This window comes from Streptomyces sp. NBC_00236, from assembly GCF_036195045.1.
In the GTDB taxonomy this organism is placed as follows: Bacteria; Actinomycetota; Actinomycetes; order Streptomycetales; family Streptomycetaceae; genus Streptomyces.
Map to the genome: position 1 here is coordinate 6,825,589 of NZ_CP108100.1, position 12,410 is coordinate 6,837,998.

Consider the following 12,410-nt stretch of genomic DNA (forward strand, 5'->3'; position numbering starts at 1 on the left):
GCCCGGTGCTCACGTCCCTCGGAAGTCCGGGGGCGCGGCCGGGAGGTCGGCAGGTCTTCGTCTGAACTGGCGGTGCAGGCGGTGCGGTTGGTGCTGCCGGGCGCGCAGGCAGTGCGCGTACGTCACTACGCACATCGCGCAACCCCGCCCTGTCCGCTGCCGAGGGCGCCGCTGCCGACACGGCCGCCCTCCTTCGCGAAGGTCGAGAAGACGTCGGTGCTCATCAGAAGTCCCACTCCGCGTCGTCGTCCGACGGGGTCTGCGCCTCGGTCACGGCGGCGAACGAGGCGCCCGCCATGCCGGCCGAGAGCGTGGTGCCGTCCGCCGGGTCGATCAGCAGGAAGGAACCGGTGCGGCGCGAGTCGGCGTACGCGTCGAGCGCGAGCGGCTCGGCGGTACGGACCACGACGCGGCCTATGTCGTTGGCGACGAGCTGCCCGGGGGCCGGGTGCTGGGAGAGGTCGTCCAGAGTCAGCCGGGAGGGGATGTCCTTGACGATCGCCTTGACCGTGCGGGTGGTGTGCTTGAGCAGCACCCGCTGGCCCACGGTGAGCGGCCGGTCGGCGACGTGGCAGACGGTCGCCTCGACGTCCTGGGTGACGGCGGGGGAGTCGTTGGCCGGGGCTATCAGGTCACCGCGCGACACGTCGATGTCGTCGCTCAGGCGCAGGGTGACCGACTGGGGGGCCCAGGCGATGTCCACGCTGTCGCCGAGCAGGTCGATTCCGGCGATCGTCGACGTACGGCCGGAGGGCAGCACGGTGACCGGCTCGCCCACCCGGAACACACCGGCGGCGATCTGGCCGGCGTAGCCCCGGTAGTCGGGATGCTCGGCGGTCTGCGGCCGGATCACGTACTGGACGGGGAACCGGGCGTGGCAGGCGGTGAGGTCGTGGCTGACCGGGACCGTCTCCAGGTGTTCCAGGACGGTCGGGCCGCCGTACCAGTCCATGTTCGCGGAGGGCTCCACGACGTTGTCGCCGGCCAGCGCGGAGATCGGGATGGCGGTGATCTCCGGGACGCCCAGGGAGGCCGCGTAGGCGGTGAACTCCTCGGCGATGGCGGCGAACACCGGCTCCGCGTACTCGACCAGGTCCATCTTGTTCACGGCCAGCACCACGTGCGGGACGCGCAGCAGGGCCGCGACGGCGGCGTGCCGTCGGGTCTGCTCCACCACGCCGTTGCGGGCGTCGACCAGGACCACGGCCAGCTCGGCGGTGGAGGCGCCCGTCACCATGTTGCGGGTGTACTGCACATGGCCCGGGGTGTCGGCGAGGATGAACCGGCGCCGGGTGGTGGCGAAGTAGCGGTAGGCGACATCGATGGTGATGCCCTGCTCGCGCTCGGCCCGCAGCCCGTCGGTCAGCAGGGCCAGGTCCGGCGCCTCCTGGCCGCGCTTGCGGGACGCGTCCTCGACGGCCTCCAGCTGGTCGGTGAGGACCGACTTGGAGTCGTGCAGCAGCCGTCCGACGAGGGTGGACTTGCCGTCGTCGACGGACCCCGCGGTGGCGAACCGCAGCAGGGTGGTGGTCGACAACTGCTCGGCCAACTGGGTGGGTGTGGTCATTTTAGAAGTACCCCTCGCGCTTACGGTCTTCCATCGCGGCCTCGGACATCTTGTCGTCGGCGCGGGTCGCGCCACGCTCGGTGAGCCGGGAGGCGGCGATCTCGGTGATCACGGCGTCCAGCGTGGTGGCGTCGGAGTCGACGGCACCGGTGCAGGACATGTCGCCGACCGTGCGGTAGCGCACCTGACGGGTCTCGGTCCTCTCGTGCTCCTTGGGGCCGCCCCAGTCGCCCGCCGTCAGCCACATGCCGGAGCGGTTGAAGACCTCACGCTCATGGGCGAAGTAGATCCGGGGGAGCTCGATGCCCTCGCGCTCGATGTACTGCCACACGTCGAGCTCGGTCCAGTTGGAGATCGGGAAGACCCGGACGTGCTCACCGGCGGCGTGCCGGCCGTTGTACAGCTGCCACAGTTCCGGGCGCTGGCGGCGCGGGTCCCACTGGGAGAACTCGTCGCGCAGCGAGAAGACCCGCTCCTTGGCGCGCGCCTTCTCCTCGTCGCGGCGCCCGCCGCCGAACACGGCGTCGAAGCGGTGCTGCTGGATCGCCTCGGTCAGCGGCACGGTCTGGAGCGGGTTGCGGGTGCCGTCGGGGCGCTCACGGAGCTTCCCGGCGTCGATGTACTCCTGGACGGAGGCGACGTGCAGGCGCAGCCCGTGTTCGGCGACCGTACGGTCGCGGTACTCCAGGACCTCGGGGAAGTTGTGCCCGGTGTCCACGTGCAGCAGCGTGAACGGCACCGGCGCGGGCGCGAACGCCTTGAGCGCCAGGTGCAGCATCAGGATGGAGTCCTTGCCGCCGGAGAAGAGGATCACCGGCCGCTCGAACTCTCCCGCCACCTCACGGAAGATGTGCACCGCCTCGGACTCGAGGGAGTCCAGGTGGCTGAGTGCGTACGGGTTGGCGGTGCCTTCCGACACAGTCGCGACGGTCGTCACGCTGCACCCCTCTCGCTCAGCAGCGCGTACAGCTCCGCCGCGGACTCCTGCACGGTCTGCCGGTGCGACTCGATCCGCAGGTCGGGCGACTCGGGCGCCTCGTAGGGGTCGTCCACCCCGGTCAGCCCGCTGATCTCGCCCGCCGCCTGCTTGGCGTACAGCCCCTTCACATCGCGCACGGAGCACACCTCGACCGGAGTGGCGACGTGCACCTCCAGATAGGCGGTGCCCTCGGCCTGGTGCCGCTTGCGGACCGCGTCACGGCTGTCCGCGTACGGGGCGATGACCGGGACCAGCACCTTCACGCCGTTGGCCGCCAGCAGTTCGGCGACGAAGCCGATCCGCTGGACGTTGGTGTGGCGGTCCTCGCGGGTGAAGCCGAGGCCCGCGGAGAGGAACTCGCGGATCTCGTCTCCGTCGAGCACCTCCACCCGGTGGCCCTCGCCGCGCAGCCGCCCGGCGAGTTCGTACGCGATGGTGGTCTTGCCCGCGCTCGGCAGACCGGTCAGCCAGACGGTGGCTCCCGTCTCCGTCACGCTCATCGAAGTCTCCTGATCAGTCGTCATCAGTCATGCAGCCCGCATTCGGTCTTGCCGCGTCCGGCCCAGCGGCCGGCCCGTGCGTCCTCGCCCTCCAGCACCCGGCGGGTACAGGGGGCACAGCCTACGGAGGCGTAACCGTCCATCAACAGTGGGTTGGTGAGGACTCCGTGCTCGGCGACATACGCGTCGACGTCGTCCTGGGTCCAGCGGGCGATCGGCGAGACCTTGACCTTCTGCCGCTTCTCGTCCCAGCCGACCACCGGGGTGTTCGCCCGGGTGGCGGACTCGTCGCGGCGCAGCCCGGTCGCCCAGGCCGCGTACGCGGTCAGGCCCTCTTCGAGGGGCCTGACCTTGCGCAGCTTGCAGCAGAGGTCCGGGTCGCGGTCGTGCAGCTTCGGTCCGTACTCGGCGTCCTGCTCGGCCACGGTCTGCCGCGGGGTCAGCGTGATGACGTTGACGTCCATCACGGCCTCGACCGCGTCACGGGTGCCGATCGTCTCGGGGAAGTGGTAGCCGGTGTCGAGGAAGACCACGTCCACTCCGGGCAGTGCCCGGGAGGCGAGGTGCGCGACGACCGCGTCCTCCATCGACGACGTCACACAGAACCGCTTGCCGAAGGTGCGGGTGGCCCACTGGAGGATCTCCAGGGCGGAAGCGTTCTCCAGCTCCCGGCCCGCACGCTCGGCCAGCTCCCTGAGTTCGTCCGCGGAGAGCTTGTCGGCCTGCAGAGTGTCCGTCATGTCCCGTTCCCTTCACCGTCGTTGCGCTCCAGTCCCCGGGCCAGCAGGCCCAGGAACTTCAGCTGGAACGCCCGGTTGCAGGAGGCGCATTCCCAGGCCCCGTGCCCGGCCTCGTGCGGGCGCAGGTCCTCGTCGCCGCAGTACGGGCAGTGGAACGGTGCGGCGCGCTCGCTCATGACAGCGACTCCGCACTGGCCCGGGCGGCCCAGGTCGCGAAGCGCTCGTCGTCCTCGCGCTCCTTCTGGAAGTTGGCCAGGACCCGCTCGACGTAGTCGGGCAGTTCGGCCGAAGTGACCTTCAGGCCGCGGACCTTGCGGCCGAAGCCGGCCTCCAGGCCGAGCGCGCCGCCCAGGTGGACCTGGTAGCCCTCCACCTGGTTGCCCTCGTCGTCCAGCATGAGCTGGCCCTTGAGGCCGATGTCCGCGGTCTGGATGCGGGCGCAGGCGTTGGGGCAGCCGTTGATGTTGATGGTGAGCGGCTCGTCGAACTCCGGTAGACGGCGCTCCAGTTCGTCGATGAGCGCGGCGCCGCGCGCCTTCGTTTCGACGATCGCCAGCTTGCAGTACTCGATGCCGGTGCAGGCCATCGTGCCGCGGCGGAACGAGGACGGCTTCACCTGGAATCCGAGCGCTTCGAGGCCGGCGGACAGGGACTCGACCCGGTCCTGCTCCACATCGAGAATGATCATCTTCTGCTCGACGGTGGTACGCACCCGGCCGGAGCCGTGCGCCTCGGCGAGGTCCGCGATCTTGGCGAGGGTTGAGCCGTCCACGCGTCCTACACGCGGCGCGAAACCGACGTAGGAACGGCCGTCCTGCTGCGGGTGGACGCCGATGTGGTCCCGCCAGCGGCTGCTGGGCTCCGCGGGCGCGGGCCCGTCCAGCAGCGGGCGCTTGAGGTACTCGTCCTCCAGTACCTGGCGGAACTTGGCGACGCCCCAGTCAGCGATCAGGAACTTCAGCCGGGCGCGGTTGCGCAGCCGGCGGTATCCGTAGTCGCGGAAGATCCCCACGACACCGGCCCACACGTCCGCGACCTCGTCCAACGGCACCCAGGCGCCCAGGCGTTCGGCCAGGCGCGGGTTGGTGGAGAGGCCGCCGCCGACCCAGAGGTCGAAGCCGGGGCCGTGCTCGGGGTGCTCGACTCCGACGAAGGCGATGTCGTTGATCTCGTGCACCACGTCCTGCACCGGGGAGCCGGAGATGGCGGTCTTGAACTTGCGCGGCAGGTTGGAGAACTCCGGGCTGCCGATGTAGCGCTCGTGGATCTCGTCCAGCGCCGGGGTGCCGTCGATGATCTCGTCGGCGGCGATGCCGGCCACCGGTGAACCGATCATCGTGCGGGGGCAGTCGCCGCACGCCTCGGTGGTGGAAAGGCCGACGGCCTCCAGCCTCTCCCAGATCGCCGGGACGTCCTCGATGCGGATCCAGTGCATCTGGACGTTCTGGCGGTCGGTGATGTCCGCGCTGCCGCGGGCGTACTCCTCGGAGATCTCGCCGATGACGCGCAGCTGCGCGGTGGTCAGCCTTCCGCCGTCGATGCGGACCCGCATCATGAAGTACTTGTCCTCGAGCTCCTCGGGCTCCAGCACCGCCGTCTTGCCGCCGTCGATGCCCGCCCGCCGCTGCGTGTACAGGCCCCACCAGCGCATGCGTCCGCGAAGGTCGTTGGGGTCGATCGAGTCGAACCCGCGCTTGGAGTAGATCGTCTCAATGCGTGTCCGCACGTTGAGACTGTCGTCGTCCTTCTTGAACTGCTCATTGCCGTTCAGCGGGGTGTAGTGCCCCAGGGCCCACTGACCTTCGCCACGGTGGCGTCCCGCTTTGCGGCGGGGCGTTGCGGGCGCGGGCTGTTCCGGGGTAGCGGCCATGACAGTACGTCCTTCGGGACTGCAGGAGGGCGGCTCTGAACTGCACACTCGCGTCTGGGCGCGGCGGTGCGCAGGGTTTGCAGAGAAAGGGGGATCGCGGCGGTGCTGGGACTCTCAGCTCGCCGGACAGATGGCGCTGGACATGCGGCCGAGGTCGACGTGGCGTCGACTCACCAAGGCAATTCCAGTTCCAGGCATGACGGAAGCGTGTCACGCAGGTCTCCGGGCAGTCCACCACTATCCATGATGTGGACGAGACTGTCCCGGTAGGTGAGACAATGTGGCGCCCGTCACGCGAATGACGGGCGCCGGGTGGCCGGAATACCGGACAACCATGTGCATTTCCTGCAAGTGTTTCTTCTGGGCGCTTCTTATGAGGTTTCCCGCGGGGCGTTCCTACGGAAGCGGCATCCGGCCGGACTCGGGCCACGGGCCCGGGGTGGCGGCCTCGGGCTCCAGCACCGTCCTGGTGTCGAACAGCCGGAAGCCGCGGCGCAGGTAGTTGCCCATGGCATGCGGCCCGTCCTTGGAGCAGGTGTGGACCCACACCCGCTTCGTCGCGGGCCGCTCGGGCCACCGCTCCGCCAGGTCCCAGGCACGGGCGACCCCGTACGAGAGCAGATGCCCGCCGATCCGGCGGCCCCGGAAGGCAGGAAGGAGACCGAAGTACATGATCTCGACCGCGCCGTCGTCCTGCGGGTCCAGTTCCACGTACCCGGCCGGCGTCCCGTCCGCATACGCCACCCAGGTCTCCACGCCCGGCCGGTCCAGCACCTCCTGCCACTGCGCGTACGTCATCGACAGCCGGTCCGTCCACTGGATGTCGCCGCCGACGGCCGTGTAGAGGAAGCGGCTGAACTCGGGCAGTGGCACCTCGGACCGGACGATCCGTACGTCCGGGCCGGGTACGGCCGAGGGCTGCAGATCGTCGGGCGAGGTCTGCTCCAGGGACCAGATGGTCACCTCGGCGAGGGTGGTGCCGGACGGATGCTCGGGGTTGCTCATGACTGCCAGAAAACCATGCCCTGCCTCCCCGGCCCAAGCCGGTACCCGGGGCGAGGCGCCCCGGACCTGCGGGAACAGGGGGTCACGAGGCGCTGCGGGCCGCCACCACCACCGGCGCCTTCGACCGGGGCAGCAGATCGCCCGGGTGCTCCGGACCGATCACCTCCACCTCGACGCCCTCCCCGAAACGGTACGGGCGGTGGGCCAGCACCTCCGCGAGATGGCGCCGCAACCGGGAGATCTCGGCCCGGACCGTCACCGTCCTGGTCGGATCGCCGAAGATGTCCTCGGCCAGCTCGGACGCCGTACGCCCCTCGGGGTACCGGGCCAGCGCGTACAGCAGCTCGGCGTGGCGCGGGGACAGCCGCTGCGTCCACGTGCCCACCGGGCTCACCACGTTCGCCGTCAGCCTGCCCGGCATGCTCAGATCCAGCACGACCCGGCGCGGCGGGCTGTCCATCGCACCGTCGGCCACCTGCACCAGCCATCCGCCCGGCAGCGGCTCCACCCGGCACATCCCGAGCGAGGGCAGCCACACCCGGCCCGGCTGGACGGACTTCGGCAGGGGCAGCCGGTCCACCGGCGGCATCCCGTTGACCGCGGCCAGCCAGCCGTTGCCGTCCACCGCCAGCGCCCGGCCCCCCAGCCGGCACAGCATCGGCGCCGCCACCGAACGCAGCCGGTCGATGGCCTGGAGGTGCCGGTTCCTGATCTCGCTCTCGGCCAGCCGGGCCACCGACCCGACCAGGGCGAGCGTGGTGGGATGGAAGGTGTTCGCCGGGCCGCTGATGTCGACGATCCCCATCAGCCGGCCGTCGCGCGGATCGCGCACGGGGGCCGCCGCGCACGTCCACCCGTGCAGACTGCGGACGAAGTGCTCCGAGGAGTGGACCTGCACCGGCGCCCGCGAGGCGAGCGCGGTACCGATCGCGTTGGTGCCGGTGAACTCCTCCGACCAGGCGGCGCCCTCGGCCAGACAGATGTCGTCGGCCCGGCGCAGGATCCCCGTGTTGCCCTGGCGCCACAGCACCCGGCCCTCCACGTCGGTGACCACCATGATCTGCTGCGAGGCGTCGGCGATGCTCACCAGACCCTCACTGAGCAGCGGCATGACCTCGCCCAGCGCGGAACTCCGGCGCCGGTGCTCGATCTCCTCCAGCTCCAGCAGCACGCTCTGTGTGGTCTGCTCCGGATCGATGCCGCTGCGCAGCACGCGGTCCCACGAGGCCCCGATCTCCGCCCGCGGCTGGACCGGCATCCGCTGGCCCGCCATCCGCGCCTCCCGGGCGCGGTGGAGCAGGCGCGTGGCCCGCTCCGAGTCCCGCGCGGCAGGGCGCATCACATCGACAGGACTTGTCTCCACGTCCGGATCCCCCTAGGTGCCAGTGCCAGTACCAGGACCGTGCCAAGGGCCACGGGGTCATCCTGCCGCCTCGCGGTTCCCGGTGTCGCAACTCCACACAATGGTTGCAACCCTCTGCAACTCTGGCGACGGACCCCCGGCCGTACGAGAGTGGCGGTACACCGCACGGTGGGGTTTCGGCCCCGAAGTCCGGTGTGTACAGCATGGGGGGTGGTGCCGTGTCGGCGCAGCACCACCCCCTGTTGCTGCCCCGCCCGGATCAGACCTCCACGGGCCGGGCCCGTTCCACGACCGACGCCAGGTCCAGGGTGTGCGGCAGTGTTCCGAACGCCGAACCCCACTCCCCGCCCAGACGGGACGCGCAGAACGCGTCGGCGACCTCCGGCGGGGCCCAGCGCACCAGCAGCGAACCCTGGAGCACCAGCGCCATCCGCTCCACGAGCCGGCGGGCCCGCGCCTCGATGCCCTGCAGATCGGCGAGCTCGGTGAGCAGGTCCCTGATCGCCCGGTCGAGCCGGTGGTCGGCGCCCCGCGCCCGCCCGACCTCCTGGAGGAACGCGTTCAGCGCCAGCGGCTCGCGCTGCAGGGCACGGAGCACATCCAGCGCCTGTACGTTCCCCGAGCCCTCCCAGATCGAGTTGAGCGGCGCCTCGCGCAGCAGCCTGGGCATCCCCGACTCCTCCACGTAGCCGTTGCCGCCCAGGCACTCCAGCGCCTCGGCCACCAGCGGGGCGCACCGCTTCGTCACCCAGTACTTCGCCGCCGGCACCGCGATGCGCAGGAAGGCGGACTCGCTCTCCGTCCCCGCGTCGTACGCCGCCGCGAGACGCATCGCCAGTACCGTCGCGGCCTCCGACTCCAGCGCCAGATCGGCCAGCACGTTACGCATCAGCGGCTTGTCGACCAGCAGGCCGCCGAACGCGCTGCGGTACGTGGTGTGGTGGACCGCCTGCGCCACCGCCTGCCGCATCAGCGCCGCCGAACCGGTCACACAGTCCAGCCGGGTCGCCGCCACCATGTCGATGATGGTGCGCACCCCGCGCCCCTCCTCACCGATCCGGCGCACCCACGTCCCGTCGAACTCGACCTCGGCCGAGGCGTTGGACCGGTTGCCCAGCTTGTCCTTGAGCCGCTGGATCGCGAACACGTTGCGCGTGCCGTCGGGCAGCACCCGGGGCAGCAGGAAACACGTCAGTCCGCCGGGGGCCTGCGCCAGCACGAGGAACCCGTCGGACATCGGAGCGGAGCAGAACCACTTGTGCCCGGTGAGCAGATACTCCCCCTCACCGGACAGGGGCTCGGCGCGCGTCGTGTTCGACCGCACGTCCGTGCCGCCCTGCTTCTCCGTCATGCCCATCCCGAGGAGGGCCCCGGCCTTCTGCCCGGCCGGCCGCAGCTCCTCCTCGTACACACGCGAGGTCAGCAGCGGCACCCACTCCGCCGCCACCGCCGGATCGGTCCGCAGCGCGGGAACCGCCGCGTGCGTCATGGAGAGCGGGCAGCCGTGACCCGCCTCGGCCTGCGTCCACACCAGGAAGCCGGCGGTCCGGCGCACATGCCCGCCCGGCCGGTCCCAGGCGTCGGTGAGACCGGCGGTGACGGCGTGGCCCAGCAGCCGGTGCCAGGCCGGATGGAACTCCACCTCGTCGACTCGGTTCCCGTAGCGGTCATGGGTGCGCAGCCTCGGCGGATTCTCGTTGGCCTGCGCCCCCCACTCCGCGGCCTGGGCGGATCCGGCGGACCGTCCGAGCTCGGTGAGACCTCCGCGCGCATCGTCGAGCAGGTCTGCCGGGAGGTGCCGTTCCACGGCTTCGGTGAGGACCCGGTCCGCGCCGAAGACGTCGTAGCCGAGGAGGGGAGGGGCCTGGTTGGACACTGTGTGGGTGGTGGCTGCCATGCCGATACGGTAAGGACGTGCAGGCAGCAAATGAAACACCCGAGCGGCCACCGGGCCGGCTCCACCGGGCCAGAGTGCTCTACCGCAACGTGTCCAAGCGGCAACTGGCCTGGCAGTTGCTGAAGGACACCGTCAACTCGTGCATGGAGTACCGCATTCTGGGACTCGCCGCCGAGGCGGCGTTCTTCACCCTGCTGTCCCTGCCCCCGCTGCTCCTCGGACTCATCGGCCTGCTCGGGTACGTCGACGAGTGGACCAGCACCGCGACGGTCGCCTCCATCGAGCGCAACATCCTGAGCGCCGCCCATACGGTGCTCTCCGAGCGCGGCGTCAACGACTTCGCCAAACCCCTCCTGGCGGACGTGACCACCGGGGCCCGGCCCGATGTCATCTCGATCGGCTTCGCGATCGCGCTCTGGTCCGGTTCCCGCGCGGTCAACGTCTTCATCGACACGATCACCGTCATGTACGGGCTCGACGGCCAGCGCGGCATCGTCAAGACCCGGATGCTGGCCTTCCTGCTGTACGTGGTGGCGCTGCTGCTGGGCGCGGTCGTGCTGCCGCTGCTGGTGGTCGGTCCCGACCGGGTCGTGGAGTTCATCCCCTGGGGCACCGAGGTCATAAGCGTCCTGTACTGGCCGCTGGTGATACTGCTGTCCATCGCCTTCCTGACGACGCTCTACCACGTGTCCGTCCCCGTCCGCTCGCCGTGGATCGAGGACATGCCGGGCGCCCTGATGGCGCTGGCCATGTGGGTGCTCGGCAGCTTCCTGCTGCGGATCTACCTCACCAGCACGGTCGAGGGGCCCACGATCTACGGCTCCCTGGCCGCCCCGATCGCCGTCCTGCTGTGGATCGGCATCTCCGCGTTCGCGGTGCTGGTGGGCGCCGCGGTCAACGCGGCCATCGACCGGGTCTGGCCCTCGGTCGCGACGGCGGCGGCCCGTGCGGCCAACGACCGGGTGCGCGCGGCCCAGGCGGCCGAGTTCGTGGCCCGTACCCAGGCGGAGAGCCGGTACGGAGACTGGGACGACGAAGGGGACGGGGACGACGGCGACAGCCCGTACATGCCGTCCGAGTTCCCCGAGCGCTGGTCGCGGTTCCTGCCGCCGGACGACGTGAAGTCCCGGCTGCAGCCGAGCCGCGAGAAGGAACCGGACAAGCCGCAGCCGCACGGCGAATGAGCCGCGGCACGGCGGCCGTCAGCCCGCGGCCGGTGCGGTCGGGGGAGAGAGGGAGCCTTCGCGGACGCCCCCGGCAACCGACACTGGTGTCATGAGCGACCGCTACGAAGAGCGCGCGTCACGGGTGGACGGGGCGAGGGTCTGGACCCTGACCGTGCCGCGGGGATCGTTCCACCCGGTGCTCCCCGACGGCTGCATGGACCTGCTCTGGATCGGTGGCAGGCTCCTCGTCGCGGGCCCGGACACCCGTGCGGAAGCCCCCTCCGGAGCGGACGGCGGCAGCTACGCGGGCATCCGCTTCGCCCCCGGCACGGCGCCCGCCCTGCTCGGCGTGGACGCGCACGAACTGCGGGACCGCCGCATCGCCCTGGCCGACCTGTGGCCGGCGGCCCTGGTCAGGGAGCTCACCGAGCGGGTCGCGTGCGCCGCCGATCCGGCGGCCGCGCTGGAGGACATCGCCGTGCGCCGGGCCGCGGACACCCGGCCACCGGACCCGGCGATGCGGTTCGTCGCCGCGCAACTGGACCACGGCCGCACCGTCGCGCAGACCGCGCAGGCGGTCGGTCTCGGCGCCCGTCAGCTCCACCGCCGCTCGCTGGCCGCCTTCGGCTACGGCCCCAAGACGCTCGCCCGGGTCCTGCGGCTGCAACGGGCCCTGGCACTCGTCCGGACGGGGACGCCGTACGCCGAGGCCGCGCTCCTGGCGGGCTGCGCCGACCAGGCACACCTCGCCCGGGAGATGCGCGAACTGGGCGGCACCACCCTGACCGAGTACTTCGGGAAGACGTAGGGCCCGTCGTCGCACGGCAGACGGCGGTTGACGACAGGCCTTGGGCCTCTCACCCCCGCGCTCGCCGGACGTCCGCGCCCGTGCGCCCTCGAACACCTCGTGCAGCGGCGCCACCCGGTCCGGTTCCTCGGCCAGATCGGGTCAGCTCGGCGAAGCGCGCGGCGGCCGACTCCGGGACCGTGACCGGCCCGTGCGCATCGGCCGCCGTGACCGGGGCCCGCAGCCGGGCGGCGTCGTCCCGCTCCACCCGACCTGCCGTACCTGCGCGCCGGGCACCGGGCCGCCGGCCGGGTCGTCGGCGGCGGCGGGTGCCACGCACCAGCACGGGGAGCCGCCGCCCCGTACCGCGGCGGACGCCACGGCAGTACCGCGCGCACGCAGCTGCTCCACGGCCCGTGCGTCCGGCGCGCCGCCCACCCACGACCGGCTGCCCGCACGGGCGACCGGCTGGTCGGCGTAGGGGGCCGAGACGTGCGTCCGGCGGTCGGCAGCAGGGTGTCGAGCGAGGCGGTCAT

The 12,410-nt window shown here is 71.4% G+C and carries 13 protein-coding genes; 3 read left to right on the forward strand and 10 right to left on the reverse strand.

The genetic code is table 11. The annotated features are described in order from the left end of the window. Positions 1 to 223 precede the first annotated feature (223 nt). From OG446_RS30450 to OG446_RS30495, 10 genes are all read right to left on the reverse strand, one after another. A complete protein-coding gene (locus tag OG446_RS30450) occupies positions 224 to 1,567 on the reverse strand; it encodes a sulfate adenylyltransferase subunit 1 (protein ID WP_328897012.1) in 1,344 nt (447 codons plus the stop codon). Position 1,568: 1 nt separating this feature from the next. Then, a complete protein-coding gene (gene cysD / locus OG446_RS30455) occupies positions 1,569 to 2,504 on the reverse strand; it encodes a sulfate adenylyltransferase subunit CysD (protein WP_328897013.1) in 936 nt (311 codons plus the stop codon). Further along, complete coding sequence (gene cysC / locus OG446_RS30460; RefSeq protein ID WP_389062270.1) at positions 2,501 to 3,070, reverse strand: adenylyl-sulfate kinase; 570 nt, start codon at positions 3,068 to 3,070, stop codon at positions 2,501 to 2,503. Before cysC ends, cysD begins: the two co-directional genes overlap by 4 nt. Next, on the reverse strand, positions 3,070 to 3,786 hold the full coding sequence (locus OG446_RS30465) for a phosphoadenylyl-sulfate reductase (RefSeq protein WP_328897015.1): 717 nt from the start codon (positions 3,784 to 3,786) through the stop codon (positions 3,070 to 3,072). Before OG446_RS30465 ends, cysC begins: the two co-directional genes overlap by 1 nt. Continuing rightward, complete coding sequence (locus tag OG446_RS30470) at positions 3,783 to 3,962, reverse strand: hypothetical protein (RefSeq protein WP_328897016.1); 180 nt, start codon at positions 3,960 to 3,962, stop codon at positions 3,783 to 3,785. Before OG446_RS30470 ends, OG446_RS30465 begins: the two co-directional genes overlap by 4 nt. After that, a complete protein-coding gene (locus tag OG446_RS30475) occupies positions 3,959 to 5,656 on the reverse strand; it encodes a nitrite/sulfite reductase (protein WP_328897017.1) in 1,698 nt (565 codons plus the stop codon). The genes OG446_RS30470 and OG446_RS30475 overlap by 4 nt, the downstream gene beginning before the upstream one ends. 114 nt (positions 5,657 to 5,770) lie before the next feature. Further along, positions 5,771 to 5,854 carry a putative leader peptide gene (locus OG446_RS30480; protein WP_310739661.1) on the reverse strand — a complete coding sequence of 28 codons (84 nt, stop codon included), beginning with the start codon at positions 5,852 to 5,854 and terminating at the stop codon, positions 5,771 to 5,773. A 198-nt stretch (positions 5,855 to 6,052) separates the two neighbouring features. Next, entirely contained in the window at positions 6,053 to 6,661 is a 609-nt protein-coding gene (locus OG446_RS30485; RefSeq protein ID WP_328897018.1) for a GNAT family N-acetyltransferase, read from the reverse strand. Between the two features lie 82 nt (positions 6,662 to 6,743). Beyond that, on the reverse strand, positions 6,744 to 8,000 hold the full coding sequence (locus OG446_RS30490) for a GAF domain-containing protein (protein WP_328898460.1): 1,257 nt from the start codon (positions 7,998 to 8,000) through the stop codon (positions 6,744 to 6,746). Between the two features lie 283 nt (positions 8,001 to 8,283). Further along, positions 8,284 to 9,921 (reverse strand): acyl-CoA dehydrogenase family protein, encoded by a 1,638-nt coding sequence (locus OG446_RS30495; protein WP_328897019.1) that lies wholly within the window; start codon positions 9,919 to 9,921, stop codon positions 8,284 to 8,286. 74 nt (positions 9,922 to 9,995) lie between these two features. Between OG446_RS30495 and OG446_RS30500 the strand changes: the two genes are divergently transcribed. From OG446_RS30500 to OG446_RS30510, 3 genes are all read left to right on the forward strand, one after another. Beyond that, positions 9,996 to 11,105, forward strand: coding sequence for a YihY/virulence factor BrkB family protein (locus OG446_RS30500; RefSeq protein ID WP_328898461.1), 1,110 nt, complete (start codon positions 9,996 to 9,998; stop codon positions 11,103 to 11,105). Between the two features lie 91 nt (positions 11,106 to 11,196). Beyond that, the gene (locus OG446_RS30505) at positions 11,197 to 11,895 is read left to right on the forward strand and encodes a helix-turn-helix domain-containing protein (RefSeq protein WP_328897020.1); all 699 of its coding nucleotides are present in this window, start codon (positions 11,197 to 11,199) and stop codon (positions 11,893 to 11,895) included. 190 nt (positions 11,896 to 12,085) lie between these two features. After that, the gene (locus OG446_RS30510; protein WP_328897021.1) at positions 12,086 to 12,355 is read left to right on the forward strand and encodes a hypothetical protein; all 270 of its coding nucleotides are present in this window, start codon (positions 12,086 to 12,088) and stop codon (positions 12,353 to 12,355) included. The last annotated feature ends 55 nt before the right edge of the window (positions 12,356 to 12,410 follow it).